Source organism: Micromonospora sp. NPDC049048 (assembly GCF_043197615.1).
GTDB lineage: Bacteria > Actinomycetota > Actinomycetes > Mycobacteriales > Micromonosporaceae > Micromonospora.
Genome location: NZ_JBICTM010000001.1, coordinates 1,099,139 through 1,124,832 on the forward strand (window position 1 = coordinate 1,099,139; position 25,694 = coordinate 1,124,832).

At 74.0% G+C, this 25,694-nt stretch carries 25 protein-coding genes; 14 read left to right on the forward strand and 11 right to left on the reverse strand.

Annotation, left to right across the window (positions count from 1 at the left end; translation table 11 throughout):
* The first annotated feature begins 162 nt into the window (after positions 1-162).
* The 4 genes from ACGFIG_RS05175 (at position 163) to ACGFIG_RS05190 (ending at position 3,380) form a co-directional block, all read left to right on the forward strand.
* Positions 163-786: a disulfide bond formation protein DsbA gene (locus ACGFIG_RS05175; RefSeq protein ID WP_392999285.1), complete on the forward strand. Its 624-nt coding sequence runs from the start codon at positions 163-165 to the stop codon at positions 784-786.
* Between the two features lie 314 nt (positions 787-1,100).
* Positions 1,101-1,550 carry a hypothetical protein gene (locus ACGFIG_RS05180; protein WP_392999287.1) on the forward strand — a complete coding sequence of 150 codons (450 nt, stop codon included), beginning with the start codon at positions 1,101-1,103 and terminating at the stop codon, positions 1,548-1,550.
* A gap of 90 nt (positions 1,551-1,640) precedes the next feature.
* Positions 1,641-2,840: a DUF1015 family protein gene (locus ACGFIG_RS05185; RefSeq protein WP_392999289.1), complete on the forward strand. Its 1,200-nt coding sequence runs from the start codon at positions 1,641-1,643 to the stop codon at positions 2,838-2,840.
* Between the two features lie 72 nt (positions 2,841-2,912).
* Entirely contained in the window at positions 2,913-3,380 is a 468-nt protein-coding gene (locus tag ACGFIG_RS05190; RefSeq protein ID WP_392999291.1) for a ribose-5-phosphate isomerase, read from the forward strand.
* Between the two features lie 39 nt (positions 3,381-3,419).
* Here ACGFIG_RS05190 and ACGFIG_RS05195 read toward each other — a convergent pair whose 3' ends face one another.
* The gene (locus ACGFIG_RS05195; protein ID WP_392999293.1) at positions 3,420-3,779 is read right to left on the reverse strand and encodes a hypothetical protein; all 360 of its coding nucleotides are present in this window, start codon (positions 3,777-3,779) and stop codon (positions 3,420-3,422) included.
* Between the two features lie 246 nt (positions 3,780-4,025).
* Between ACGFIG_RS05195 and ACGFIG_RS05200 the strand changes: the two genes are divergently transcribed.
* Positions 4,026-4,571 carry a hypothetical protein gene (locus tag ACGFIG_RS05200; protein ID WP_392999295.1) on the forward strand — a complete coding sequence of 182 codons (546 nt, stop codon included), beginning with the start codon at positions 4,026-4,028 and terminating at the stop codon, positions 4,569-4,571.
* A gap of 145 nt (positions 4,572-4,716) precedes the next feature.
* On the opposite strand, the gene ACGFIG_RS05205 is transcribed toward ACGFIG_RS05200, so the two are convergent.
* Entirely contained in the window at positions 4,717-5,082 is a 366-nt protein-coding gene (locus ACGFIG_RS05205; protein WP_392999297.1) for a hypothetical protein, read from the reverse strand.
* Between the two features lie 77 nt (positions 5,083-5,159).
* On the opposite strand from ACGFIG_RS05205, the gene ACGFIG_RS05210 reads away from it, so the two are divergent.
* The 6 genes from ACGFIG_RS05210 (at position 5,160) to ACGFIG_RS05235 (ending at position 13,402) form a co-directional block, all read left to right on the forward strand.
* Positions 5,160-5,957 carry a S1 family peptidase gene (locus ACGFIG_RS05210; protein WP_392999299.1) on the forward strand — a complete coding sequence of 266 codons (798 nt, stop codon included), beginning with the start codon at positions 5,160-5,162 and terminating at the stop codon, positions 5,955-5,957.
* 455 nt (positions 5,958-6,412) lie between these two features.
* Positions 6,413-9,541, forward strand: a complete 3,129-nt coding sequence (locus ACGFIG_RS05215; RefSeq protein ID WP_392999301.1) for an amino acid adenylation domain-containing protein — start codon at positions 6,413-6,415, stop codon at positions 9,539-9,541.
* 39 nt (positions 9,542-9,580) lie between these two features.
* Positions 9,581-10,570, forward strand: a complete 990-nt coding sequence (locus ACGFIG_RS05220) for an aldo/keto reductase (RefSeq protein WP_392999303.1) — start codon at positions 9,581-9,583, stop codon at positions 10,568-10,570.
* A gap of 28 nt (positions 10,571-10,598) precedes the next feature.
* Complete coding sequence (locus tag ACGFIG_RS05225; protein ID WP_392999305.1) at positions 10,599-11,366, forward strand: hypothetical protein; 768 nt, start codon at positions 10,599-10,601, stop codon at positions 11,364-11,366.
* Positions 11,363-12,220 carry a family 3 encapsulin nanocompartment shell protein gene (locus ACGFIG_RS05230; RefSeq protein WP_392999307.1) on the forward strand — a complete coding sequence of 286 codons (858 nt, stop codon included), beginning with the start codon at positions 11,363-11,365 and terminating at the stop codon, positions 12,218-12,220. The genes ACGFIG_RS05225 and ACGFIG_RS05230 overlap by 4 nt, the downstream gene beginning before the upstream one ends.
* A 12-nt stretch (positions 12,221-12,232) precedes the next feature.
* Positions 12,233-13,402: an MFS transporter gene (locus ACGFIG_RS05235; RefSeq protein ID WP_392999309.1), complete on the forward strand. Its 1,170-nt coding sequence runs from the start codon at positions 12,233-12,235 to the stop codon at positions 13,400-13,402.
* A gap of 246 nt (positions 13,403-13,648) precedes the next feature.
* On the opposite strand, the gene ACGFIG_RS05240 is transcribed toward ACGFIG_RS05235, so the two are convergent.
* The 4 genes from ACGFIG_RS05240 to ACGFIG_RS05255 all read right to left on the reverse strand — a co-directional run bounded on the left by ACGFIG_RS05240 (position 13,649) and on the right by ACGFIG_RS05255 (position 19,853).
* On the reverse strand, positions 13,649-14,746 hold the full coding sequence (locus ACGFIG_RS05240) for an NAD(P)/FAD-dependent oxidoreductase (RefSeq protein ID WP_392999311.1): 1,098 nt from the start codon (positions 14,744-14,746) through the stop codon (positions 13,649-13,651).
* 145 nt (positions 14,747-14,891) lie between these two features.
* Positions 14,892-16,115, reverse strand: a complete 1,224-nt coding sequence (locus ACGFIG_RS05245; protein WP_392999313.1) for a S8 family peptidase — start codon at positions 16,113-16,115, stop codon at positions 14,892-14,894.
* Positions 16,116-16,233: 118 nt separating this feature from the next.
* Positions 16,234-19,350, reverse strand: a complete 3,117-nt coding sequence (locus ACGFIG_RS05250; protein WP_392999315.1) for an Hsp70 family protein — start codon at positions 19,348-19,350, stop codon at positions 16,234-16,236.
* 89 nt (positions 19,351-19,439) lie between these two features.
* Positions 19,440-19,853, reverse strand: coding sequence for an ASCH domain-containing protein (locus ACGFIG_RS05255; protein WP_392999478.1), 414 nt, complete (start codon positions 19,851-19,853; stop codon positions 19,440-19,442).
* Between the two features lie 102 nt (positions 19,854-19,955).
* On the opposite strand from ACGFIG_RS05255, the gene ACGFIG_RS05260 reads away from it, so the two are divergent.
* Positions 19,956-21,236, forward strand: a complete 1,281-nt coding sequence (locus ACGFIG_RS05260) for a TolB family protein (protein ID WP_392999317.1) — start codon at positions 19,956-19,958, stop codon at positions 21,234-21,236.
* 47 nt (positions 21,237-21,283) lie between these two features.
* The gene (locus ACGFIG_RS05265; RefSeq protein WP_392999319.1) at positions 21,284-21,664 is read left to right on the forward strand and encodes a hypothetical protein; all 381 of its coding nucleotides are present in this window, start codon (positions 21,284-21,286) and stop codon (positions 21,662-21,664) included.
* A gap of 93 nt (positions 21,665-21,757) precedes the next feature.
* Here ACGFIG_RS05265 and ACGFIG_RS05270 read toward each other — a convergent pair whose 3' ends face one another.
* Positions 21,758-22,597 carry a hypothetical protein gene (locus ACGFIG_RS05270; RefSeq protein ID WP_392999321.1) on the reverse strand — a complete coding sequence of 280 codons (840 nt, stop codon included), beginning with the start codon at positions 22,595-22,597 and terminating at the stop codon, positions 21,758-21,760.
* Positions 22,594-23,163: an RNA polymerase sigma factor gene (locus tag ACGFIG_RS05275; protein ID WP_392999323.1), complete on the reverse strand. Its 570-nt coding sequence runs from the start codon at positions 23,161-23,163 to the stop codon at positions 22,594-22,596. The genes ACGFIG_RS05270 and ACGFIG_RS05275 overlap by 4 nt, the downstream gene beginning before the upstream one ends.
* 164 nt (positions 23,164-23,327) lie before the next feature.
* Here ACGFIG_RS05275 and ACGFIG_RS05280 point away from each other — a divergent pair, with 164 nt between their 5' ends.
* Complete coding sequence (locus ACGFIG_RS05280; protein WP_392999325.1) at positions 23,328-23,741, forward strand: contact-dependent growth inhibition system immunity protein; 414 nt, start codon at positions 23,328-23,330, stop codon at positions 23,739-23,741.
* Between the two features lie 43 nt (positions 23,742-23,784).
* Here ACGFIG_RS05280 and ACGFIG_RS05285 read toward each other — a convergent pair whose 3' ends face one another.
* From ACGFIG_RS05285 to ACGFIG_RS05295, 3 genes are all read right to left on the reverse strand, one after another.
* Positions 23,785-24,285, reverse strand: coding sequence for a hypothetical protein (locus tag ACGFIG_RS05285; protein WP_392999326.1), 501 nt, complete (start codon positions 24,283-24,285; stop codon positions 23,785-23,787).
* Positions 24,286-24,422: 137 nt separating this feature from the next.
* The gene (locus tag ACGFIG_RS05290) at positions 24,423-24,953 is read right to left on the reverse strand and encodes a hypothetical protein (protein WP_392999328.1); all 531 of its coding nucleotides are present in this window, start codon (positions 24,951-24,953) and stop codon (positions 24,423-24,425) included.
* Positions 24,950-25,282: a PadR family transcriptional regulator gene (locus tag ACGFIG_RS05295; RefSeq protein ID WP_392999330.1), complete on the reverse strand. Its 333-nt coding sequence runs from the start codon at positions 25,280-25,282 to the stop codon at positions 24,950-24,952. The genes ACGFIG_RS05290 and ACGFIG_RS05295 overlap by 4 nt, the downstream gene beginning before the upstream one ends.
* Positions 25,283-25,694 lie beyond the last annotated feature (412 nt).

The following is a 25,694-nucleotide window of genomic DNA, read 5'->3' on the forward strand; positions in this document are numbered from 1 at the left end:
CCGTCATCGGCCGTTCGTGGCGGCCGGATTCGAGTCTTCCATGCACGAACACCCCGTGGTGGGCGAGGTCACGCTCTCATTCTGCTGTCGGTCGATGCCCGTGGGGGTGAGGATCGCAGAAGGCGCCGGGAAGCCGGCGCATCCGTCGTGAAGGGACCAGCCGTGAGCGAGCGTGCCGCCGTAGACATGTTCTTCGACCCTCTCTGCCCGTGGGCGTGGATCACCTCCCGTTGGCTGCTGGAGGTGGAGCGGGTTCGGGACGTGGACGTCCGGTTCCGCGTGATGAGCCTGTCGGTGCTCAACGAGGGCCGGGAGCTGCCCGAGCAGTACCAGGAACTGATGCGGACCGGCTGGGGCCCGGTGCGCGTCTGCATCGCGGTGGAGGAGCGGTACGGCCAGGACGCCGTACGCAAGCTCTACACCGCGCTGGGCACCCGGATCCACCTCGGGCGGGAGAAGCTCGGGCGGGAACTGTTCGTGGCCGCGCTGACCGAGGTCGGGCTCGACCCGGCGCTGGCCGACGCGGCCGAGGGCACCGACCACGACAAGGCGCTGCGGGCCAGCCACGAGGCCGGCATGCGTCCGGTCGGCACCGACGTCGGCACCCCGGTGATCCACGCGCCCGGCCCGGACGGCGGCACGGTCGCCTTCTTCGGCCCGGTGGTCACCCCGGCGCCGAAGGGCGAGGCCGCCGGCCGGCTCTGGGACGGCGTCCTGCTGGTCGCCGGGACCCCGGGCTTCTACGAGCTGAAGCGTTCCCGGGACCGCGACCCGATCTTCGACTGACCGCCCCCGCTCTGGTCGAACCGCCCCGCTCTGGTCGAGGGCCCGCGTCGGCTTCCCGGCCGTGGGCCCTCGCCCGGCCGTCGGCCCTGCCTGGCCGTGGCCCTGCCTGGCCGTGGCCCTTCGCCCGGCGGTGGGCCTCTCGCCCGGCGGTGGGCCTCTCGCCCGGCGGCGGGTGGACCCATCGCCCGTCGCGGGGCGGGGACCAGGCGGGGAGGGGTGCGGGGCGTCACCGGGACGGCGGCGGGATCGTTGGCCCCGGTGTCCGCCGCAGCGACCCGCAGGGCCGCACCCCGCAGCTCGTGGAGGCAGTTCCGATGGCCAAGCACCGTGTGCCCGGTGACGATCCGTCGACCCGGGAGGGGGTGACCGAGCGCCCGGACACGGCGTACTGGTCGGTCGACGACTCCCGCTGGCCGGCGGTCCGCCCCGACCTTCCCGCCCACATGGTGGACCTGCTCGCCCCGCCGATCGTGGTCGGTGTCGCCCGCGTGCCGGTCACCTCCCGGCTCACCCCGCCGGCCGGGCACCGGCCGGTCGTGCCCGTCGTGCCCGCCGAGCACCGGCCCGTCGTGCCCGCCGAGCAGCCCGTGCCCGCCGAGCGGCCCGTGGTGCCCGCCGAACACCGGCCGGTGCCGGCGACCTCGGCCGGGCCCCGCAGGATCGTTCCCGCCGGGCCGGGTGCGCCGGGCCGGCGACCGGCGGGCGCTCCCACGCCGGGCGGTCGGCACCGCCGGGCGGCGGGACAGCCCGACCGCACCGCCTGAGCCCGGCGCCGCCCGGTAGCTCTTTCATCTGGTGGACCCCGCGCGGGTCCCGCGTCGGCGGGACCCGCGTCGCCGGTAGCGTCTTCGCACATGACGGTCGTGCATCCGATCGCCCGGGCCTGGATCACCACTGGCGGCACCGGCGCGCAGAACTACGACGAGTTCGCCGACGACGCGGAGATCACCGCGATCATCGAGGCGAACCCGCACAGTGCCCTCGGCATCGAGATGCCGCACCGGGCGCCGGAGAGCCTGGGGAAGTCGTTCCTCGACGCCCTGCCGGACGCGGTGGCCCGCCTGGCCGAGGCGAAGGCCGACGGCAGCTACACCCCGGCTGAGCAGGTCGTGGTCCTCTACCGGATCAGCGCGCCGGGGGAGGAGCACGCGTACGGGCTCTTCGCCATGGTCGACACCAACCAGATCTCCACCCGGGCCGACGAGCCCGGTCTGGTCATCCGCAACGAGGACGTCTTCATCGCCAAGGTGCGCGAGCGGGTCGCCCTCGCCGAGGCGCTGGGTCACCTGCTGTCGCCCGTACTCCTGCTGCAGACCGGGCGTGGCGACGAGCTGCACGCCGCCCTCGCGGCGGCGACCGACGCGGCCGGGGCGCCGGCGGCGACCGACACCGACCAGGCCGGCCGCACCCACGCCATCTGGCTGCTCGGGCCGGGCCCCGAACAGGACGAGCTGACCGCGCTGGCGGGCGGCGGCGAGCTGGTCGTGGCCGACGGCAACCACCGCAGCCTGGCCGCGCAGACCGGCGGACTGCCGCGCTTCCTGTCGGTGATCACGACCCCGGCGTCGGTGGCGATCCAGCCCTACAACCGGCTGGTCAGCGAGCTGACCACCAGCGCCGACGACCTGCTCGCCCGGCTGCGCGCCGCCGGCGCGCAGATCAGCCCGATCGACGGCCCGGTCGAGGTCCCGGCGGGCGGTGGCACCGTCCACCTCCGTCTCGCCGGGCAGGGGTACGCGGTCACCCTGCCGCACGTCGGCGACAACCGGCTGGAGAACCTGGACCACGCCCTGGTCGAGCGGCTGCTGCTGCGCGACGCGCTCGGGCTCGACCCGGGCGACAAGCGGATCACCTATGTCGGCGGCGACTACCCGGCGAGCTGGCTGACGGGCGAGGTCGACGCCGGCCGGGCGGAGCTGGCGGTGCTCGTCGCCCCGGTGACGGTGGACGACTTCGTCGCGGTCAACCTGGCGCGGGAGAAGATGCCGCGCAAGAGCACGTGGTTCACCCCGAAGGCGCGCGGCGGCCTGGTGGTCGCCGAGCTGTCCCGCTGATCGTGTGACGAATCCGCCTCCGGGGCGCCGCCCGCGCGTCGTCCCGGAGGCGCGCCTGACAGACTGCGCGGTATGCGCGTCTACCTGGGATCCGACCACGCCGGTTTCGAGTTGAAGGTGCACCTGGTCAACCACCTGACCAAGGAGGGGCACGACGTGGTCGACGTCGGCCCGCACGCCTACGACCCGGACGACGACTATCCGGCCTTCTGCCTGCACACCGGTGACCGGGTGGTGGCTGACGCCGGCAGCCTCGGGGTGGTCATCGGCGGCTCGGGCAACGGCGAGCAGATCGCCGCGAACAAGGTGGCCGGTGTCCGGGCGGCCCTCGCCTGGAGCATCGACACCGCCCAGCTGGCCCGCGAGCACAACGACGCGAACGTCGTCGCGGTCGGCGCCCGCCAGCACACGCTGGACGAGGCCACCGCCATCGTCGAGGCGTTCCTGACCACCCCGTTCTCTGGCAACGAGCGGCACGCCCGCCGGATCGCCCAGATGGCCGACTACGAGGCCACCCGGCAGCTGCCTGCCCTGCCCTGACCGCGCTGTCGGTCGCCCTGGCGGCCGGGCGGTGCGGGATCACGCTCCCGGGGGGCCGTTTCCTGCCTGGGTCTGCGGTGCGCGGCGGGGGAGGTCCTCGCGGGGCGTCCAGTTGCGGCGGATGAGCACCACGCGTTCCTCGGCCGCGGCCAGGTCCTCGTCGGTGGGGCGGGAGGCGTCGCGGGCCCGCATCGCGGCGGTCACGCTCACCTGGGAGGAGCCGGGGCCGACGAGACCACGCAGGCCGCGGTCGCCCTCGTCGCCCGGGCCGCTCCGGCGGCCCCGCGGCGGCTCGGGGCCGTCGTGCACCCCGGCGGTCGTCGCGTTCGGGCCCTCGGCCCCGCGCGTCTCACCGGTCGGGTGCCGTAGCCGGCGCCGGCGGCGCTCCGTGTCCCCCATGAGCCGACCGTACCGCCCCGGGCCGATCGGTGCCGGCTGCGGCTCTCGCCGGCGCGTGGCTGGCCGGGGTCTGGTGACCTCGGTCACGACAGTGCGTCCGCCGGCCGTCGCCGGGCCCCGCCGGCCCGGTTCGGGCTGGTGACCGGTGCTCGTGCCCGGTGCGGCCTCGGCGACCGGTTTGCCGGCTGGCTACCCTCGGAACGGACGGCGGCCGGTGGTCGCCGTCGGTCCAGGGGAGGGGACGAGATGGCCGACCAGACGCAGCCGTGGGCCGAGCGGACCGTCGAGGTGCCGCCGCAGCCCGGTGTCGGGGTGCCGCCGCAGCGCGACGCGTTCCAGCGGGGAGTGGCCTCGGTCGGCCAGTCCCGTACGTCGCGCACGGAGCCGTTCCCCGTCGTCGAGCACGAGCCGACGGGTACGGGATGGCCGGACGGGCCGGCGCCGCGCCGGCCGCTGAGCTGGCACGTCGAGCAGTTGAAGCGCGGCGGCGAGTGGAGTGCGGCCGGCGCGCTCTTCGCCTTCGTCTGCTGGGGGATCTGGGCCATCTCGGGCGGTGGGAACCTGGGCGGTCCGTTCCTGATCTTCCTGCTGAGCCTGCTGGTGGCCGCCGGTCTCTTCGCGCTGGCCCGGCTGCTCGGCCGGGTGGTGCTGGAGCGGCAGCTGGGCCGGATCCGGCGCAGCGCGCGGGGCGCGCACCTGGTGACGGCGGTCTTCCTGGCCGGTCTCGGGGTCGCCTATCTCCAGCAGACCGAGTGGGTCATGTCGGCCTGGAACTGGATCAGCACCAACTGACCGTACGCCCGGGCGGGCCGGCCTGCGCCGCCCGCCCGCGCGCCGGGTCGCGGGGTCTCGCGACCTTCGGTCGTTCCACCAGGTCGCCGGCCGCTTACCCGGCCGGCCGCGGTTCATCCGTGTCCGGCCGGGGCTGATCCGCAGGTCAGTGCTTCCCGCCGTGGCCCTCCGCGTCCGCCTTCGGGGAGGCCACCCGGGCCTGCGGGTCCTCGACGCCGGGCTCCCCGCCGTCCGGGGCCACCATCCCGTCGTAGTTGTAGATCGTGCCGTCCTCGTGCTGCTTCGTGGTGCGGACGTAGCGGTGCATCATGCCGTCGAGTTCCACCTCCACGAGGGCGTCGCCGCCCGTGTCGATGGTGCTGCCGTCGCGGGGTCCGCCAACCAGGTGTGCCTTCGTGTTCGTGTCCATGTGCACGCCGTACCCGGGCCGTCCCGGCGCAAAACGGGCGGCGCCCGGTGCCGCCGGCAGCTCCCGGTCGGGCGGTATGACCGACGCGGGATGTGCACTCATCGACAGTTATCCATATGCTCCCGCCATCGGTTTCCGGTGCGCCGCCTCGGCGCGGCGCGAGGGTTCGGGAGGCTCCCATGGTCCGTTGGCGCACACTCGTCGGCCGGTTGGCCGCCGCGCTGGTGGCGGTCACCGCCGGCTCGTTCGTCCTGGCCGTTCCGGCCTCCGCCAGGCCCGCGCCCGAGGTCACCCCGTACGTCGTGGGCGGGACGCTGGCCGCGCAGGGCGAGTTCCCCTTCATGGTCCGGCTCTCGATGGGCTGCGGCGGTTCGCTCTACAGTTCGCGCCTGGTGCTGACGGCCGCGCACTGCGTCGGCGCGACCGGTACGAACACCAGCATCACCGCCACCCTCGGCGTGGTGGACCTCCAGTCGTCGAGCCGGATCCAGGTGCGCTCGAACTACGTCTACCGGGCGCCCGGCTACAACGGCTACGGCAAGGACTGGGCCCTGATCCGGCTGGCCACGCCGGTCACCACGCTCCCGACGCTGAAGATCGCCACCAGCACCGCGTACGACAACGGCACCTTCACGGTCGCCGGCTGGGGCGCCACCCGCGAGGGCGGGGCGCAGCAGCGCTACCTGCGCAAGGCGACCGTGCCCTTCGTCGACGACGCCACCTGCAACTCGTACTACGGGGGCGACATCATCCCGAGCGAGGAGATCTGCGCCGGCTACGCCAGCGGCGGCATCGACACCTGCCAGGGGGACTCGGGCGGCCCGATGTTCCGGCGTGACGCGAGCAACGCCTGGATCCAGGTCGGGATCGTGAGCTGGGGCAACGGCTGCGCCCGCCCCTCCTACCCCGGCGTCTACACCCAGGTGAGCACCTTCGCCCCGGCGATCGCCTCCGCGGCGGCGAGCCTCGGCGGCTGAACCGAACCACCCTCGGGGCCCGGCCGGCTCGTCCGGCCGGGCCCCCGCGCGTGCCCGCCATGGTCGCCCCGCCCGCTACCGTCCGTCATCGCACCTGCTCGCCCCCTTGGCGCGGTCGGGCCGTCCGCCCCCGCCGCCCGCCGGCCCGTGCGGCCGGTGGCGGGCGTCGGATCTGCGCGCCTGCCGCCGTGGGCGCGAAGGATCGCCTGGTGGGGGGCCTGTCCGCCGGATGGTCGACGGGTGGCCGGCGGGCGCCGGCCCCGGTCGCCACTCCCGAGCGATGGAAATCGATGTAGCAGAAAGTTGCATATTCCCTGCCGTCGATCAGCCCTCTAGTGTCCTTCACCAGCGGCCAGACCATAGACCAGGGGCGATAAGTTGCCTTGCCGTGCGTCGGTGCGGATTCGTCCCTTCTGCGGTGCACTGGCCGGGCGGGCTCGGGGACAGGAGGCGTGATGACGGCGGGCGACACCGGATCCGCGGCGGCGGCTTCCGTCTGCGACGGGACGACGTACCGGTACACCGCCACGCCTCCGGCGGCCGTCGGGGCCGCGTCACAGCACGACGGGTCCTTCCTGCCGGTGCCGGCCATGATCGAACAGCGCGTCGACCTGCACCCGCAGCGCCGGGCGGTGTCGTTCCGGGGCCGCTCGCTGACCTACCGGGAACTCGACGACCTGGCCAACGGCGTCGCCGCCACCCTCGCCACGCGGGGGATCCGCCGGGGCGACCTGGTGCCCGTCCTGCTCGCCGACGGGCTCGAACTGCCCGTCGTCGACCTCGCGCTGATGAAGCTCGGCGCCGCCTTCGTACCCGTCGATCCCGGCTGGCCGGTGGACCGGCTGCACGCCTCGCTGCGGGTGATCCGGCCCCGGCTCGCGGTGGTACGCGGCGCCGACCCCCGCCCCGACACCGCCGACGTCCCCTGCCTGCCGGTGGACCTCGACGACGTCACGCCGACCCGCCGCCGACCCGGCGTGCCGCTCGGCCCGGCCGACCTGATCTACGGCATCTTCACCTCCGGCACCACCGGTACGCCGAAGTGCGCGCTGAACCGGCACGACGGGATCGCCAACCGGCTGGTGTTCATGACCCGCCACTTCGCGGCCACGGGTGCCGAGGTGGTGCTCCAGAACAGCCGGCACACCTTCGACTCCTCGGTGTGGCAGATGTTCTGGCCACTGACCACCGGCGGTCGCACGGTGGTGCCGGTCGAGGGCGGCTTCCTCGACGTGGAGCGGACCGTCCGGACCATCGCCGACGAGGCCGTCACGATGACCGACTTCGTGCCGAGCGTGCTCGGCGCGCTGGTCTCGGTCCTGGACCGGGATCCGGCTGCCCGGCGGGGCGTCGCCTCGCTGCGCAACGTGATCGTCGGCGGCGAGGAGATCGACCCGTGGGCGGTGCACCGGCTGGTCGAGCTGGTACCGGGAGTGGTGGTCACCAACGGCTACGGCCCGACCGAGGCGTCGATCGGCATGATCTTCCACACCGTCTCCCGTACCGACGGCGACGTCATCCCCATCGGCCGGCCCATCGACAACTGCCACGCCGCCGTGGTGGACGACGAGCTGCGGCCCCTGCCGCCCGGCGAGACCGGTGAGATCGTCATCGGCGGTGTGTGCCTCGGCGAGGGCTACGTCGGCGACCCGGCCCGGACGGCCGAGGTGTTCGTGCCCAACCCGCTGCCCGGCATCCCGGGCCCACGGCTCTACCGCACCGGCGACCTCGGCCGGATCGCCGCCGACGGCCGCCTGCACTTCGCCGGCCGCCGCGACCACCAGCTCAAGGTCAACGGCGTGCGGATCGAGGCGGGTGAGATCGAGGCCGCCGCCACCCGGCTGCCCGGCGTACGGCAGGCGAAGGTCCTGCTGGCCCGCGAGCAACGGGGCAGGTCGCTGGCCCTCTTCCTCGCCGCCGACGCGGAGGTGACCGAGCCGCAGGTGCGCGCGCACCTGCGCCGGCTGCTGCCCCGCGCCCACGTGCCCCGGCACGTCGTCGTACGGGACGCGCTGCCGCTGACCGGCAACGGCAAGGTGGACCGGCGGGCGCTGGAGAGCTGGCTGGAGCGTACGCTCGCCGAGCGGTCGCGCCCGCCGGCCGTGCCCGCCGACGCGCGGACCCTGCCGGAGCGGGTGCTGGGGGTGTTCCGGACGGTCCTCGGCCGGCCCGACCTCGACGCGGACGCCGACTTCCTCGACGCCGGGGGCGACTCGCTCCAGGCCCTCGACGTGGTCACCGCGCTCGGCGCGGACCAGAGCCTGCGGGTCGGCGTGCAGGACCTGTTCACGCACCGCAGCGCCGCCCGGCTCGCCCGCGCGCTGGCCGTGCGGCTGCGCACGGCCGACCCCACCGAGACCGAGGACGACCTGGTGCGGCGGGACGCGGTGGTCCCGGCCGACCTGCCCATCCGCCCGGTCGGTCGGCGCCGCGTGCCGCGTACGGTCCTGGTCACCGGGGCCACCGGCTTCGTCGGCGCACGCCTGGTCCACGAACTGCTCGCCACCACCGACGTCCGGGTGCTCTGCCTGGCCCGCGCGGCCGACGACGCCGAGGCCACCGCCCGCGTCGTCCGGGCGCTGGCCGAGCGGGGCCTGTGGCGGCCCGGCCACGGCCTGCGCCTGCACGGGTACGCGGCAGACCTCGGCAGCCCGGCCCTCGGGCTGACCCCGGAGGCCTGGGCCCGGCTGGCCCACGACTGCGATCTCGTGCTGCACGCCGGGGCGCTGGTCAACTTCCTGTTCGACTACCGGGCGCACCGGGCCGCGAACGTCCTCGGCACCGCCGAGCTGCTCCGGCTCTGCCTGACGGGCCGACCGAAGCCGCTGCACCACGTCTCCACCCTCGGCGTCCTCGACAGCGAGGCCGCCCGCCACGCCGAGCCGCTGCCCGAGACGTACGACCCGGCCCTCGCCGTCCCGCCGACCAGCGGCTACAGCCGGTCGAAGTGGGTGGCGGAGCGGTACCTCGACGACGCCCGGCGGCGCGGCGCGACCGTCACGGTGCTGCGCCTCGGCGAGGTGATGCCCGCGGCCGACGACGGGCACCCCAATCCCCGGGCCCTGACCCATCTGCTGCTGGCGGCCTGCCACCGGCTGCGGATGCGCCCAGACGCGCCCGTGCGCTCCGACTGGACGCCGGTGGACTGGGCCGCCCGGCGCATCGTCGCCACCGTGGTCGACCCGCGCCAGTGGGGCGCCACGCTGAACGTCCTGCACCCCGTGAGCGTCGACTTCACCGACCTGCCGCTGGGCGGCGCGGACGCCCTGCCCCGGGTGAGCTGCGCGCGGTTCCTGGCGGGGCTGCGCGACGCGGCGGCCGGGGGCGACCGCGACGCCGCCGTGCTGCTGGCCCTCTTCCCGCCCGGTGTGGGCACCGACGAGGAGCGGCTGCGCGCGATCTTCGCGAGGCTGCTCACCGACAATCCCCGGCTGTTCCGGCGCGACGGCTGCGCCGCGCTGGAACGGCGGCGGGGCTTCACCGACCACCGGCTCGGGCCGTCCGTCGGCGCCTACCGCGCCTGGCTGGGCGAGCACGTGCGCCGGGACGCCGACCGGCTGCTGCTGCCGGCGGGACCAGGGTGACCGGCCGCGCGCGGCGCGGTGACCGGCACGGATGAGGGAGTGGAATTGCGATACCGCAGGATGGGCCGGCTCGGCTGGCAGGTCAGCGAGGTCGGGTACGGCATGTGGGGCATCGGCGGGGGGCCGGGCGGCTTCACCGGCTGGGACTACGACACCGCACCGGCCTGTCTGGACGAGGCGGTGGAACAGGGCTGCAACTTCTTCGACACCGCCTGGGTCTACGGCCGGGGCGTCAGCGAGCAGCTCCTCGGCGGCCTGGTGCGCCGGCACCCGGACCGCCGGCTCTACCTGGCCACGAAGATCCCGCCGAAGAACCGCGAGTGGCCGCCCGGCCCGCAGGACTCCCTCGACGACGTCTTCCCGGCCGAGCACATCCGCGAGTACACGCACCGCAGCCTCGAGAACCTCGGCGTGGACCGGATCGACCTGCTCCAGTTCCACGTCTGGGAGGACCGCTGGGCCGCCGACGGCCGCTGGCAGGAGGCGATCGCGGACCTCAAGCGGGAGGGCGTGGTCGACGGGGTGGGGATCAGCGTCAACCGCTGGGAGCCGACGAACTGCCACGCCGCCCTCGACACCGGCCTGATCGACGTCGTGCAGGTGATCTACAACATCTTCGACCAGGCGCCGGAGGACGAGCTGTTCCCGCGCGCCCAGCGGGACGACATCGCGATCATCGCCCGGGTCCCGTTCGACGAGGGGACGCTGACCGGCACGCTGACCGCCGACAGCACCTGGCCGGAGGAAGACTGGCGCAGCACCTACTTCGGGCCGGAGAACCTGCTGCCCAGCGTGGAGCGCGCCGAGCGGCTGGCCGCCGACGTACCGGCGGGCATGACCATGCCGGAGCTGGCGCTGCGGTTCATCCTGCACCACCCGGCGGTGAGCACGGTGATCCCCGGCATGCGCCGCGTCGAGCACGTCCGCGCCAACCTGGCCGTCAGCGACGGCGTACCGCTGGACGCCGGGGTGCTGGAGACGCTGCGCGGCCACCGGTGGGACCGCAAGCCCACGTCGTGGTCGCAGTGAGCGCGGCCCGCCGCGGGGCCGCGCCGGGGTGGCGGACGACGCGGTACGGGAGGCCGGCATGCCGGTGATCGCCATGTGGGCGCATCCCCGGGCGCTCTCCACCGCGTTCCTGCGCATGATGATCGCCCGCGGTGACGTCACCGTCGTCCACGAGCCCCTCGTCACCCTCGTCGACGAGGGGCACGTCGAGCTGCCCGCCGTCGACGGCGGCACCGTCACCGTGACCGACGCGTCCGAGGTCGTCGCGCACCTGCGGGAGCTGGGCCGGGACCGGACGGTCTTCGTCAAGGACACGCTCGAATACCGCTACGAGCACCTGTTCGCCGATCCCGGGGCGATCGCGGACGTCACGCACACCTTCATCGTCCGCGACCCGGCCCGCACGATCAGCTCGCACTACGCGATCAAGCCGACCGTGACCTGCCCCGAGATCGGCTACGAGCACCAGTGGGAGCTGTTCGACCTGGTCCGCCGGACCGCGCACCGGCCGCCCGTGGTGATCCGGGCCGAGGATCTGCTGCGCAGCCCCGGTGAGACGGTGTCGGCCTGGTGCGAGGCCGTCGGGCTGCCGTTCCTGCCGGAGGCGCTGAACTGGGCGCCGGGGGAGCGCACCGAGTGGCAGCGCACCCGCAAGTGGCACCTCGACGTCGAACGCACCTCGGGCTTCTCCCCGGTCGAGAAGTCCTTCGAGGTGACCGTCGCCAACAACGACACCCTGCGGTCGTACCACGACCACCACCAGCCCTTCTACCAGCGGCTGATCCGGCACGCCATCTGCATCGGAGAGGACTCATGACCACCACCGCCGCGCCGCCCGTGACCGCGTCGTCGACCCTGTCGCCCGGCGAGCTGTTCGCCCGCGCGTACGCCGACGATCCCGCCGGCGCCGAGGTGCGCTTCGACTACACCATCACGGACGCCTTCCAGCCGACCAAGGAACGGCCCCGGGTGACCGTCCGCAACCTGTTCCGCAAGCGGTCGGTCGGGATGGACCCGGTGCGCTTCTGGTGCGAGGGCCGGCCCGACGCGACGGAGGCCGCCGCGGTGCACGAGTCGGGGCTGCGCCGCGAGGCCGCCTTCCGGTTCGGCACCGCCACGGCCGGCGTGCACCCGATCCGGGCCTGGGTACGCATCCCCGAGGAGCTCGCCGACGACCCGGAGGCGCTGGCCGTCTTCATCGACTACCGGCTGCTGGTCCGCCTCGCCACGGCGGAGAACCAGGCGCTGACCATCGGCGAGGGCGGCCTGCTGCGGCACCCGGAGATCGGGCGGCTGCCGTACCGGCACGACTGGCTGAGCGGCCTGCTCGCCGCCTGCGACGAGATCGAGCAGACCGGCGCCACCCCGCACGCGATGATCGTCAACCCGCGGGACTACTACACCCACCTGCTCGGGAAGGGTTCCTTCCTGACGGACCTGACCCGCAACGGCGTCCAGATCAGCCGTACGCGGATGGTGGCGCCGGGCGAGGCGGTGGTGGGCGACTTCGCGATGGCGGCCCGACTGCTGGACGCCGGGCGCTCGGCGATCCGCGTCGACACCCCGCCGCCGGGCACCTTCGCCACGGACGGTCCGGCCGTCTGCGCCGAGATCCACGAGGGCCTGGCCGTGCACCTGCCGACCCACTTCTTCCACGTCGTACCGGCCTAGGAGCGTCACCGCATGACCACGACCGGCGGAAAACTCGCGTTCTACCGGCCCATCGTGCCGCTCTTCGCCGCCATCTTCCTGTGCCTGCTCGGCGTGGGCGCGTCCCTGGCCGTGCTGCCGTTCTACGTGCTCGACGAGTTGGACGGCAACCGGGTCGAGGTGGGGGTGGTCATCGCCGCGATCGCGGTCTCCGCCGTGATCGCCCGGCCCATCGCCGGTCGGTTCGGTGACCGGCACGGGTACCGGACGGTGATGCTGGGCGGGGCGGTGGTGTGCGCCGCCGCCGGGGCGGCCTACCTGGTGGCCGGCAACGTCGGCGTACTGGTCGGCGTCCGGGTCCTGCACGGGGTGGGCGAGGCGGCCGTCTACACCGCCGGCGCGGCCTGGCTGGTGGCGCTCGCGCCGGCCGACCGGCGGGGCCGCGTCGTCGGCCTGTACGGCATCCACATGTGGCTGGGCATCACGCTGGGCGCCCTGCTCGGCGCGGTGCTGCTGCGTACCTCCGGCTATCCGGCGGTGTGGCTGTTCACGATCGTGGCGGCGCTGGCCGGGGCGGCGCTCGTGGCCGTCCGGCCCGGGCCGGAGCAGGCGAGTGCGGCGGGCCCGGCCGGCATCCTGCCGCGTAGCGCGGTGGCGCCGGGCGTCGCGCTCTCCCTGGCCGGGTTCGGCTACGCCGCGCTGGCCGCGTTCGTGGCGCTGCACATGGCCGAGCGGGGCGTCGAGAACGGCATCGCCGCGTTCAACGCGTTCGGCTTCACCTATATCGGCGTCCGGCTCTTCGTGGGCGGGCTGCCCGACAAGCTCGGCGCCGGTCGGGTGGCCGTCGGGTCGGCCCTGGTGGAGGCGGTCGGGCTGCTGCTCGTCGCGGTCGCGCCGAACCTGCTGGTCGCGATCATCGGTGGGCTCGTGGTCGGCGCCGGGCTCTCGCTGCTCTTCCCGGCGCTGGCCCTGCTGGTGATCAACCGCACGGACCCGGCCCACCAGGGGGCGGCGCTCGGCGCGTTCACCTCTTTCTGGGACATCGGCCTGGTCGCCGGTGCTCCGCTGGCCGGCCTGGTCGCCAGCGTCGCCGGCTACCCGGCGGTCTTCCAGGTGATGCTGGTGGCGGCGCTGGTGTCGGCCGCCATCTCGGCGCTGACGATGCTGCCCCGCCGCTCCCTGGTGGACCAGCACCCCGGCTGACCGGCCACCCCCGATCCCGTCCGGCTTCCCGACCGCCGCCGACCGCCGCCGACCTCGTGCGGCGGCGGTCCGCCCGGGCGGGATCGGGCACGCCGGGCGGCGGGGACGGCGCTCCCGGGCCGGGCCGTCCGGGCGGGGTCGGGCGCGCCGCGAGGCGGGGCCGGTGCTCCCGGTCCGGGGCAGGTTGCCCGGGCCTTCCGGGTCGGCACCGCCGGGCCGTCCGGGTCGGCACCGCCCGACGAGACGTCAGGGGAGGCGGGAGGGGCAGAAGGGCGCGGGGTCGACGGGCGGCGTCTCGTCGACCGCCAGCGCGGCGAGCAGGGCGCCCGCCGCGGGCGCGGTCTGGACCCCGTAGCCGCCGAGCCCGGCCATCCAGAGGAAGCCCCGCGTGTCGGGCGCCGGGCCGATCACGGGCACGTCGTCCGGGGCGGCGGTCCGCAGCCCGGCCCAGGCCTGGTGCACGCGCCGGATGTCCAGCGTGGTCGCCGCCTGCACCCGGTCGACGCCGATCGCCACGTCGAGGTCGTCGGGGCGGGCGTCGCCGGGCGGCACGGGGGTGGTGTCGCAGGGGGAGACCAGCAGGCGTCCCGACTCCGGTTTGAAGTAGAAGTTGCTGTCGACGTCGCCGACCATCGGCCAGTGCGCCGACGCGACGCCGGCCGGCGCGTCCACCAGGAAGGCGGTGCGCCGCAGCGGCGTCAACCCCATCGGTCGTACGCCGGCGGCCGTCGCCACCTCGTCGGCCCAGGCGCCGGCCGCGTTGACGACGACCCGGGCGGTGAACTCGCCGGCGTCCGTGGTCGCCTGCCACCCGTCGCCGGCGCGCCGCAGCCGGCGGACCCGGGCGCCGCACACGACCCGCCCCCCGGCCGCCCGGACGCCCCGCAGGTAGCCCTGGTGCAGCGCGGCGACGTCGAGGTCCCGTACGGCCGGTTTCACCATCGCCCGCAGGCACCACTCCGGCCGCACGACGGGGCAGTGCCGGGGCAGCTCGGCGACGTCGATCTCGCGGGCGGGCGGGTCGACCTCGGCCCCGTCGTGCAGGGCCGCCTCGAAGGCCTTCTCACCGCCGGGCGGGCAGAGGGTGAGTACGCCGCGCGGGGTGAGCAGCGGGTGCTCGCTGAATCCGGGCGGCGGCGCGGTGAGGAAGCGCCGGCTGGCCCGGGTCAGCGCGCGCACCGCCGGTCCGCCGTAGTACTCGGAGAACGTGGCGGCCGACCGGCCGGTGGAGTGCTGGCCGGGCACCTGTTCCGTCTCCAGCAGCACCACGGTCCCGTACGCGGCGAGGTGGTGTCCGGCACTGGCGCCCGCGATGCCCCCGCCGATGACCAGATAGTCGATCATCGATCAAAAGGTAGTCGGCGAGCCCCGCCGGGACAAGGGTCGACCGCTGCCGATGCCGGTGTCGTCGTCGGGGCGTCGCGAGCGTGGCCGGGCCGCGCGGCCCGCCGGTGCGTCGGGCCGCGCGGTCGGGCGTCGGGCTGCGCGGTCAGGGGCCGCAGTAGAGCAGGCGGTTCGGCGTGCCGCTGACCACCCCGGTGACCACGCTGGTCGTCGCCCTGCCGATCAGGTAGGCCGCCACCTGGGCGGGGCTCCAGGTCGGATTCGTCGAGAGGGCGAGCGCTGCGCAGCCGGCGACGTGCGCGGCGGCCATCGAGCCGCCGCTGAGGACGGCCACCGCCGCGTCGCCGGTGTGCCAGGTGGAGGTGATGGTGGCGCCGGGGGCGTACAGGTCGAGGCAGCTGCCGTAGTTCCCGCTCGGCATCCGGGCGTCGGTGCTGGTGGTGCCTGCCACGGTCAGCGCCGCCGCCACCCGCGCGGGGGAGTAGTTGCAGGCGTTGGCGTTCGAACTGCCCGCCGTGACGACGTAGGTGACGCCGGACGCGATCGACTGGTTAACCGCGTTGTCCAGCGCCGTGCTGGCGGCGCCGCCGAGGGCCAGCAGCGCCACCGCCGGGCGCACCGCGTTCGCGGTGACCCAGTCGACGCCCGCGATCACCTGGGAGAAGGTGCCGCTGCCGGCGCAGTTGAGCACCCGTACCGGCCGTAGCTGGATCTCCTTGGCCACCCCGTGCCGGGTGCCGCCGATGGTGCCGGCGAGGTGGGTGCCGTGGCCGTTGCAGTCGTCCGCCGGGCCGCCGTCGACGAGGTCGACGCCGCCGCCGGCCCGGGTGCCGAAGTCGGTGTGCGTGCTCCGCGTGCCCGTGTCGATGACGTACGCGTGCACGTTGTGCGCGGTGTTCGGGTAGGCGTACCGGCCGTCGAGCGGCAGGTGGCGCTGGTCGATCCGGTCCAGCCCCCACGACGGCGGGTTGAGCTGCACGCCCGGCCCGACGAGGGTGACCACGCGGTCCCGCTCCACGTACGCCACCGCCGGGTCGGCGGCGAGCCGGCGGGCCGCGCGCTCGGGCAGGTGTGCCACGAATCCGTTGAGCGCGTGCCCGTAGACGCGGTCGACGGTGGCCCCGTAGCGGTCGGCCAGCCGCCCGGCGGCGGTCGTGACGGCGGCCCGCCGGTCGCCGGCGGAGCCCAGCGCCTCAGCCTTGAGCACCACGACGTATCCGTCGGTCGTGGCGTTCGCGGCACCGGCGTGCAGGATCTCGCCGGTGGCCGGGCTCGCCGCGGCGGGGACGCCCATCGCGGCGACGAGCGCGGCGGCGGCGAGTACGCCCACCGAGCGGGCCCGCCATCTCCGGGTACGGGGAAGTGTCATCTGCCGGTCCTCCTCCTGTCGGCCCCGCGCCGGCTCGTGACCGGGAGGCGGGGCAACCTGGCCGTTGGAAGGAGGCTATCGGCTATATAGATCCATCTAAATGGATCTGGTCTGTCGGCTACTCGGCGAAGCGGTAGAGCACGAAGCCGTACGGGGACTGCGCCCCGGCGTCCCCGCGCTCCCTCCCGGCGCCGCAGACGACCACGCTGGTGTTCCACGAGCAGGTGTCGCTGCGGACGTCCTCCAGCTGGCCCAGCTCGCTCACCTCGCCCGAGCCCACCGACAGCCCGGCGACGCTGCGGTCGTCCTCGCCCGAGCTGGGCGGGTCGGCGAAGAGCAGCAGGTTGCCCGCGTCGAGCCGGACGGCCACCCCGCCCCGGTCGGACAGCACCGCGCGACCGTCGGGGGCGAACAGCGTGCCGGCCGACCTCGGGGACGTCCGCCGGGCGAGCACGTGCTCGCCGAGCGGCACCAGCACCTCCGCCTCCGGCGCCTTCCAGGTGGTGACCTTCTCCTCGGTCGCCGCCACCACCTCGGCGGTCTCGTCGTCGCCGCCCGCGACCTCCAGCAGGCACGCCCGCCGCTCGCCGCAGGGCACCAGCGCCTCCGGCCGGCGCTTGTCGTCCCTGGCGGTGTACAGCACCTTCGGCTGGGCGTCGCTCGTCAGGTCGTACGCGAGCAACTGGTAACCGGCGTCGTCGCGGGCCACGTAGAGCCGGTCCTCGTGCGCCACCACCAGGTCGTCGTGGTCGGCCACCCCGGCGCGGCTGCGGAGCACCCGGCCGCTGCCCATGTCGATCAGCCGCACGGACCGGTCCGTGCCCACCTGCACGATCCGGCTGACGTCCCCGCGCCAGGGATCGCGCGGGGAGCCGTCGAGGAAGGCCGGGCCGCCCCGCGCCCTGTCGGTGCCGACCCGGTGGACGCGGGTCCGGGCGTTGTCGTACTCGTCGCGCGGGCTGGGCAGCGTCCAGGCCTCCCCGCCGTCGCCGAGGCGCAGCCCGACCAGCCGCTTCCCGGCGCGGTCGACCTGCACCGCGACGCCGTCGCCGAAGATCACGTCGTCGTTGCCCAGGATCGACCGGCGCCACCGCTGGTCGCCGGAGGCGCCGTCGAGCAGCACGAGGTCCCGCGGGTTGTCGTCGCCGATGGCGTCGGCGAAGACCGCGACCGCGCCGGGGACCGCGACGATCCCCTTCCACCGCTCGGCGGACACCCCGGTCTGCTTCCGCCACTTCACCGCGCCGGTGCCGGCGTCGACCGCCACCACCTCCAGCCGCCTGTCGTCGAGCGGATACCCGAGATAGGCCCGGTCGCCGAGGACCGCCGTGAACATGTCCGTCGGCCGCTGCGTGCCGGCGGGGACCCGGGCGACGAGGTCGACGGTGCGGAACTCCAGGGCGGGGTAGCGGTCCCGGGTCAGGTACAGCACCGCCGCGGTCGCCACGCCGGCGAGCGCGAGGACGGCGGCCAGCGAGATCCAGAGCGCCCGGCGTCGGGGGCGCCCCGGTCCGCCCCGGCCGCCGGGTGCCGGCGACACCGGCGTCCCGGAGCCGGGTACGCCGGGCCAGGCCCCGCCCGGCGCCGCGTACGGTGCGGCGCCTCCGGCCGGTACGCCCGAGGCCGGGTCCGCCGCCGGCGCCCACGGCGACGCGTACGGCGTGGTGCCTCCCAGGGGCGCGTAGGGCGCGGTGCCTCCGGCCGGCGCGCCCGGCGGGGGGTCGGCGGCCGGCGTCCACGGTGCGGACTGCGACGGGACAGCGCCCGGCGGTGCGAACAGGGTGGCCGGTGGCGGCGCGGCGGACGTGGTCGGCGGGCCGGCGACCATGGTCGGCGTCAGCCCGCCGGGCATGGCCGGCGTGACGCCCTCGGGCCCGGCGACGGCGGTCGGCGTGGGTGTCGGGCCGGCGGGCACCGTCGGCGCGTTGCCGTCCCCGTCGCCCGGCGCGGCGGGCGGTGCCGGCGCGGCGGGATCGGGTGGTGCGGCCCCGGCCGGTTGCGTCGGGGCGGCGGGATCGGGTGGTGCCGCTCCGGCCGGTTGCGCCGGGGCGGCGTGTTGCGCCGGAGCGGCGAAGGCGTCGGCGGTCCGGGCGCGCCGGGGCAGGGGCAGGTCGGTCAGTGCCCCCTCGGCCACCGGCAGTTCCGGCTGCTCCAGCACCGTCGGTGCGACGCCCAGCTCGGCGTGCAGCAGTCGGGCCACCATCGGCATCCGGGTGGCGCCGCCGACCAGGAACAGGCCGGAGAGCTGCTGCGGGTCGAGACCGGCCGCGCCGATCACCTCCCGGGTCACGGTCACCGCCCGGCCCAGCAGCGGCGCGGCCACCCGCTCCAGGTCGGCCCGGGTGAGCGTGACCGCCGCCTCCACCCCCGGTACGGCCACCGGGGCGGCGGGGACCCGCGACAGCATCTCCTTGGCGCCCCGGACGTTCTCCCAGAGTTCGTGGCGCTCCCGCCACTGCGTCGCGGACTCCGGGTGGGTCAGCCGCGCCCACCGGGCCGGGTGCGCCTCGGCGACCAGCTCACCGAGCCGACCCAGCAGGGCCGCGTCCACGTCCAGGCCACCGAGGTCGTCGGCGCCGCCCGCCGTGACGACCGTGAACCCGGAGTCGCCCCACGGATCGGCGCCCTCGTTGCGCAGCACCGCGACGTCCAGCGTCCCGGCGCCGAAGTCGAAGACCGCGATCGTCCCGCCCACCGGCACCGGGCGGCGCAGCACCTGGGTGTAGTAGCGGGCGGCGGCCACCGGCTCCCGCAGCAGCCGGGTGCCCGGCGGCGTGGGACCGGAGAGCGTGTGTTCGGCCGCCGACGGCCAGCCGGCCGCCGCGAGCGCGTCGGCCAGCACCTGACGTCGGGCGTCGTCCCAGGTGGCGGGGCAGGTGAGCACCGCCGGGGGCAGGAACCCGACCGCCTCTACGGCCGCCCGGGCCACCGCGTGCAGCGTGGCGGCCAGCAGCTCGGCCGGCCGGTACCGGCGATCACCCAGCAGCACCGTGGGCTCGTCGACGCGCCGCTTCGGGTTCGGTTCGTACCGGCCCGGGTCGGTACGAGCCAGCCGCTGGGCGTCCCGGCCGGCGTGCAGCAGCCCGTCCGCGTCGGCGTACACGCCCGAGGGGATGATCGGCTGTCCGTCCACGAGCAGGGGACGGGTGTGCCCGTCGGGCCGACGCAGCACGGCGACGGTGTGGGACGTGCCGAGGTCGACGCCGAGGGCGTACCCCTCGTGCTGGCCTGCCATCTGCCGTTACCTCCGCGGGACGAGGGGATGCCCGGTCCCGCATCGTACGCAGCAGCCGCATCCGCGCCGATCCCGCCCTGACCGGCGGATCAGACGACGTGCACCAGCCGGAAGCGCTCGACCAGCACCGGGGTGTCGTCGTCGACGGTGAAGCCCGGATCGCCGAGTTCCTCGCGTACCTCCGCGCTGTGCCAGAACGTCTCGTGCCCGGCCCGCCACTGCGCCACCGACCCGTACCCCTCGCCCTCGTCGAGGGCGTGTCGCAGGTCGACGTCGGCGAGCCGGACCACGCGTACCTCGGTCACCTCGATCACCGCGACCCGCCGGCCCGCCGAGTCGAGCACCGCCGAGCGTTGGCCCACCTCTGGCATCGGCTCGCCCGTACGCTCGTAGCTGAGCACGAGGCCGGACGTGGAGGTCTTCGCGCCGGACAGGATCGCACTCACCAGTTGGTCCCGCAGCGGCCCCGGGAACGCGAACTCCGCAGTGGGAAGAACGTCAATTTCCACCCCGGCAGGGTACGCGCACAAGCCGCTCGGAAGCCCTCGGATTTGTCGACGGCCTCGGCGTCCCCGGGTCCCGCTCGGCTCCGGTCTAATGGAGCCGTGCCCAAGCGTCGAGCATCGGCCGTCGCAACCGTCATCGCCGCAGCGGCCATCGTCATCGTCGCCGGGCAGGCGCCCGGCTGGCTCGCCGCGCGGGCCGACGCGGCTCCCGCCGAGGCCGTCCCGAGCCGCGTACGGGATCCGTGGCTGTGGCAGGCGACCGTGGGGCAGCACCCGGTCGGCCCGGCCTCGGTGCTCTTCTTCACCGCGCACACCCGTTACTTCGAGTCCACCGGGGTCGTGGTCGGCCGGGCCGGCGGCTACCGGCTGTTGCCGATCAGCGTGGGCGAGCAGCACGGGCTGCTCTCGTCGGACGGCAGGTGGTACCTGCGCCCCGGTACCGGCAGCCTCGTCGACCTGCGGACGGGCGACGAACGGCCCGCGCACCGGCCGGGCCTGCGCCCGTTGGCCTGGTCCCCGCACGGCGGGCAGGTCCTGTTCACCAGGGACAACGACGACACCGTGATCGCGTACGGGCCGGACAACCAGCAGCTCGACGACCCGTCGAAGCCTGACGACCTGCTCATCGTCGATCCCTGGAGCGGGGCGGAGCGGGTGATCCCGGTCGGCACGTTCGCCAGCCACAGCAGGGCGGCCTGGTCCCCCGACGGGTCGCTGCTCGCCGTGACGGGCCGGGCCGACCCGACCGCTGAGGCCTCCGAGCGGCAACGGTTGGCGGTGATCGACCCCGTCGGGGGCGGGGTGCGTTGGCAGGTCGAGCTGGGCGAGCAGCGGCAGCTGGCGGGCCGGGGCGCCTGGAGCCCCGACGGACGCCGGATCGCCCTGCTGACGTACGACGGCTGCGCCCGGTGCGCCGACACCGCCGAGCTGCTCCGGCGCTCGTGGCGGATCGAGTACCTCGACGCGGCCACCGGCCGCCCGGTCGACGGCGTCACCCCGGTTCGCGGCTCGGCCGTGGAACTGGTCGCCTGGCGCAACGGCGAACCGGTGGTGGAGCGCCAGTCGCAGGAGGCGGATCACGCGAAGCGGCACACCGTTCTCGCGGCGGTCTCCGCTCACGGCGGTGAGCAGGTGCTGCTGACCGCCCCGGGCGGCGTCAGCGACGTCGAGGTGCCCGGCGACCTGCTGGCCCGGGCTGCGTACGGTGGCCCGGAGCCGCGTCCGTCCCCGTTCGCCGCACCGCCGTGGTGGTACGCCGCGCTCGCCGTACCGCCACTGCTCGTCGTCCTGGCACTGGCGCGTCGGCGGCACCCGTTGGGAGCCCGCGCCGGATGTGATCACGGCGGTTCGGCAGACCCGCCGGATGCCCGACCACGGTGACGGAGGTGAACAGCCCCGGAGCGACGGCTGCGGTACCGTCTCGGCCCATGCGGACAAGGCCTGCGGGACGGCTCTCGTTGCAGCTCGACTCGATCTACTGCGCGGTGGCCGCGCTGTCGCTGATCCTCTTCGTGAATCCGCTGTCCGAGCGGCTGTCCGTACCCCCGGCGGTGACCATCGCGATCGCGGTCGGTGTCGGCGTGTGGGCGTTCCTGCTCCACCGCGTCGCCCGGCGTCCCAGGCTCCGCCCGTGGCTGATGGTGGTGCTCATCGCCAACGTCGTCGCGGCCACGCTGCTCGCCGCGTTCGCCGCGGTCCCGCCGTGGGACGGTGCCTTCACCCTGCTCGTCGCCGCGGTGGCCGTCGAGGTCGGAGCGTTCGCGGTCAGCCAGGCCGTGGCCCTGCGCCAAGCGGTTCCCTGCGGCTGAGAGAGCCGACCGCATCCGGGTAGCACCCCACCGGCGTACCGAGATCGCGTCAGGCCGCATCTCGGCCTGACGCGTTCGTCGTCGTCGCCACACCTACCGCCGCCACGCTTCGGCTGGCAGGCAGTTCGTGGCCGATCTGCCGTAGATCAGGGCCCCGGACGGCGTGGTGTAGCAGCGGTCGAGCTGGTTCTCGGCCTGAAACAGCGGGCGTCTGTCGAGCACTGCTCCCCGGTCGTCGTAGCTGATCAGCTCGGGACGGTCGTCGGCCCGCAGCCGGGCACCCGTCGTCATCAGGCCGAACGCCCCGCCGGAGAGACGTGCGGCAGTGGTACGGCCGTCGCCGTGGTCGAGCACCAGTCGGTTCACGCGTCCGCTGACCCGGCCGCTGACGCTGACGTCGCCGCCGTCGTGCTCGGTGGACGTCAGCAGGAGTCTCTGCACGGGGCCGGGTAACCATTCGCCATGCGGCCAGCGATCGGCCGACAGCCCGCCGGAGGGCTCCCGGCGCGGTCCGGCCGCCCGCACGTCACACGTCGCGTAGCCGACGTCGTTCATGAACAGCAACAGTGCGCGGGATCCACGCTCTGTCGCCATGGCCAGGTCGGTCAACGAAAACCTCACCGGGTCCTTACCCGCAGCCGGCTCAGGTCCCCGCTCGTGCCAGGTCAGGCATCGCTCGGCCGCGTCCCGTAGCGTCGGTGACAGCTCGCCCGGCCCCATTGCCAGCGCCTGGACCTCCGGCCCACCCGACCCGCGCCAGACAGCCGTCACGCCTGCGGCTACGGCCAGCAGGGCGACTCCGGCCACGGCGATCCTCAGCCGTGGCAGGCGGACCGGGCGCTGGCGGGCCATACGGAGGAGGTCGGCCCGCATCCTCCGCGTCGCAGCCGGGGGCAGGTCCCGCTCCGCGGGCAGCTCAGCGATCTCGTTCACCGCTTCCCCTCCTTGATCTCGTCGGGCAGCAGACGGGCCAGGCGGCTACGGGCACGACTGATTCGGGAGCGCACCGCTACCTCGCTGATTCCCAGCACAGCCGCCGCGTCGGCGTACGAGACGCCCGACCACAGGCACAGCGCCACAGCCTCCCGCTCGGCCGGCGAGAGCCGGCGTACGACGGCGAGGACCCCGCGCATGCGCCGCTCATCGTCCAGCCGTGCGGCGACGTCATCGGCGAGATCACCGTCAGCTTGTCGTTCTGTCGGCAACCGGCGTAACAACGCCAGCCATCGTCGGGCCGACCGCCACTCCGAACGCGCTCCGTTGGTGGTCACGACCAGTAGCCATGGCAGCACCGAGCCGTCCACCAGATGAGCGTCACCGCAGCGGCGCCACGCGACCAGGAAGGTCGCCTGGGTGACGTCCTCAGCCGTCGTCCACGACCCGGTCAGGCGGAATGCGTGGTTGTAGACCGCGCGGGAGTGCCGGTCGAAGAGCCAGCCGAAGGCCATCTCGTCGCCGGCAGTGATCAAGGAACACAGTTCCTCGTCCGGCGGCGGCATTCTCTGCGTCACACCACACCATGTCCGCCCAGGCCCTGCCTGTTGCAGATCATGGCCGACGATCTCGGACGGCCGTGGAAGTCCGCCCGGGAGAGGGGTGGGTTCATCTTGGGCTATGGGCGGCAGTCACCCCGAGACGGGGTGGTCTGACTACCCTGACCGCCGTGACGACCATCGAGCAGCTTGAGCGCGACGTGTGGCCGGACCCCGGCCCGGACGGCACCTCGCTCGTCCGGCGCTGCACCGAACTGCGACGCAAGCCGGTGGGGGAGTTCACGGTCGAAGACCTGCGCATCATGCTCGGTCAGCAGATCGGGGTGTCGGCCCTGCTGCCCCTCGCGGTAGAGGTCCTGCTGCGGGATCCCCTGGCCGAGGGCGACTACTACCCGGGCGACCTGCTCATCAACGTGCTGCGGCTGCCCGACGCCGCGTGGTCGAATCTCCGAGCCGAACGAAAGCGCCTGGCAGCGACTTTGACCCAGCTCATGGCCAACGCCCCGTTCTCCACCCCTGATCTCAGGCCGCGTGACCCGAACCGGCAGCTGCGCGACGCCATGGCGCGGTTCCTCAGCCGATGACCGCCGTTATCGGCCCCTCAGGACGTCGGAACTGCGCCTTCCGTCACGGATGCTCGGGTCCAGTCGGGGCGTCCACGGAGAGGTTCTCCGCTGCCCACCGGGAGATCCCACCCAGCTTCATCGCGGCGGTCTGCGGATCTCCCTGTCGGATGTCCTGGCCGACCTCGGCATCGAAGCCCTCCAGCCCGGTCTCCTCCTCGACGATCCGCGCGAGGCGGTACGCCTCCTCGGCGACAGGCAACGCCGCTGCTCCCGGATACCGGTAGGGGATCTCGATGCTTGCTGACGTTCCGTCGTAGTCGAGTTGGTAGAAGGTCGACGGTCCGTCGCGCCACAGGGCCAGCGTGGTCGGGTACTCCTCGACGGTGATCGGCCCCAACTCTGTGGCCGCCCTACGTGTCACCCGCTCCCACGCGCTCCGCTCGTTCACCCCGAGCTCCATGAGCGACGGCTCCTGCGGGTCGTACGTCGCCGAGATGTCATCGAGCGTTTCGGACAGAGTCCGGCCGGCCCTGCGCCGTACGAGATGGATGTCGTAGGTCACGACGCAACCCTAGAGCGACGACCGTCTTCCCTGGCGCGGCTTGTTGGCTCAGCAGACCCGGGGCGACCAAGCAGGACCCGCAAGGAAGCCAGCGCGGGGCGGCCCGAGGGTACGAAGAACAAGCGGTCTTGTCAGCTTCACGCTAGCGGTCCGGGTCGCTCCTCATCTTCTGGATATTCGAGTAGACCGACATCCTTCAAATATCCGGATACATCGACGAGCGTAAAGCTCCTCAGTAATCCGGTGTGAGTAGTGGTGCTGGTCGTGGTGCTGCCGCCTGGAAGCATGACATTGAATGAGTGGAGATTGCCGTGTCTGCGTCCGGTGGCGTCCCTGCTGGGATCGCGCCTTCTCCGGATCTTCTTTGATGTGAAGCGGGTAAGCGCGTTTCTGGCCTTGACGTAGTTGGATCTCACGGCTCTCGGTACCGCCCGGCCGGCTGCCCCGAGAGCGAACTTCGAGGCGGTCAGAAGCTTGAGCAGCTTCCCCGGCCGCTCCTCGATGATCGCCGCCCACTCCTCGGAGTACGTCCCGGCCGCCTCGGGGTCGGTGGTCCAGCGGTAGGCCGACCACCGGACCAGCTTCTTCGCGAGCCAGGGCGAGACGTCAGTGATCTCGTTGACAAGTAGCCCGAACACGATGCCGAGGGTCATCTCCCACTTGCTCAAGTCTGGCACCACCCGAAGGCGAGGCGGGTCTGGGCGGCGGGGGCGGCCTTGGCCTCACGCTGGGCGATCAGCTGCCGGGCGCTGGCGATGCCGTGACCGGTGAGCTGGTAGTAGCGGCGGCGCGGCTTGCCGGGCTCGGTGTGCTCGTCCCAGCGAGAGGTCACCCACTCTGACTCGGCGAGCCGCTCCAGGATCTTGTAGATGGTGGGTCCGGACTTCCCCGTTGCCTTCATGATCGCCCAACCGTGCAGCTCGTAGTCGTCTGCGGCGAGCAGGGCGTTCAGGACGGCAAGAAGGGGTCCGGTCACCCGTACGGGTCCGTCTGGCACGCCCTTAACGATAGTAGGTGAAATAAGCCGTGTCCACATGGGACGCCTGGTCCGGCTTGCGGGTTGAACAGGCTGGCGCTCGGCTCGCGGGCCCGATCGAGCGCTACGTCCGCCCGTTGGTGGGGGCGGCGCGGCGTGCAACCGCCTGCCCATCTCCGCTGCAGCAGCACGCGTAGCAGGTCGAGATGGCGGCCCCGAAGCTGCGTACGCCCCGGTAGCCGTCGCCATCTGGCAGTAGGTGCTCTCCGATGCCACCGCCACCTTGTGCGGGTTCGCAGTGGCGCGCTCCAGGAGGCGGCCGGAAGGAAGCCTGGCTGCCGGGCCGATTTGATCGACTGCCGCTGATGCAGCCGCCGGCTGGCGCCGGCCTTGACCTGTAGATGTTGCTGGAGCGGGCGACGAGAATCGAACT

Coding starts and splice junctions, on each gene's coding strand:
- ACGFIG_RS05235 (WP_392999309.1), top strand. CDS start 12,233: ATGACCACGACCGGCGGAAAACTCGCGTTCTACCGGCCCATCGTGCCG.
- ACGFIG_RS05210 (WP_392999299.1), top strand. CDS start 5,160: ATGGTCCGTTGGCGCACACTCGTCGGCCGGTTGGCCGCCGCGCTGGTG.
- ACGFIG_RS05240 (WP_392999311.1), bottom strand. CDS start 14,746: ATGATCGACTATCTGGTCATCGGCGGGGGCATCGCGGGCGCCAGTGCC.
- ACGFIG_RS05275 (WP_392999323.1), bottom strand. CDS start 23,163: ATGCCGCCGCCGGACGAGGAACTGTGTTCCTTGATCACTGCCGGCGAC.
- ACGFIG_RS05230 (WP_392999307.1), top strand. CDS start 11,363: ATGACCACCACCGCCGCGCCGCCCGTGACCGCGTCGTCGACCCTGTCG.
- ACGFIG_RS05265 (WP_392999319.1), top strand. CDS start 21,284: ATGCGGACAAGGCCTGCGGGACGGCTCTCGTTGCAGCTCGACTCGATC.
- ACGFIG_RS05185 (WP_392999289.1), top strand. CDS start 1,641: ATGACGGTCGTGCATCCGATCGCCCGGGCCTGGATCACCACTGGCGGC.
- ACGFIG_RS05180 (WP_392999287.1), top strand. CDS start 1,101: ATGGCCAAGCACCGTGTGCCCGGTGACGATCCGTCGACCCGGGAGGGG.
- ACGFIG_RS05245 (WP_392999313.1), bottom strand. CDS start 16,115: ATGACACTTCCCCGTACCCGGAGATGGCGGGCCCGCTCGGTGGGCGTA.
- ACGFIG_RS05250 (WP_392999315.1), bottom strand. CDS start 19,350: ATGGCAGGCCAGCACGAGGGGTACGCCCTCGGCGTCGACCTCGGCACG.
- ACGFIG_RS05195 (WP_392999293.1), bottom strand. CDS start 3,779: ATGGGGGACACGGAGCGCCGCCGGCGCCGGCTACGGCACCCGACCGGT.
- ACGFIG_RS05200 (WP_392999295.1), top strand. CDS start 4,026: ATGGCCGACCAGACGCAGCCGTGGGCCGAGCGGACCGTCGAGGTGCCG.
- ACGFIG_RS05215 (WP_392999301.1), top strand. CDS start 6,413: ATGACGGCGGGCGACACCGGATCCGCGGCGGCGGCTTCCGTCTGCGAC.
- ACGFIG_RS05205 (WP_392999297.1), bottom strand. CDS start 5,082: ATGAGTGCACATCCCGCGTCGGTCATACCGCCCGACCGGGAGCTGCCG.
- ACGFIG_RS05190 (WP_392999291.1), top strand. CDS start 2,913: ATGCGCGTCTACCTGGGATCCGACCACGCCGGTTTCGAGTTGAAGGTG.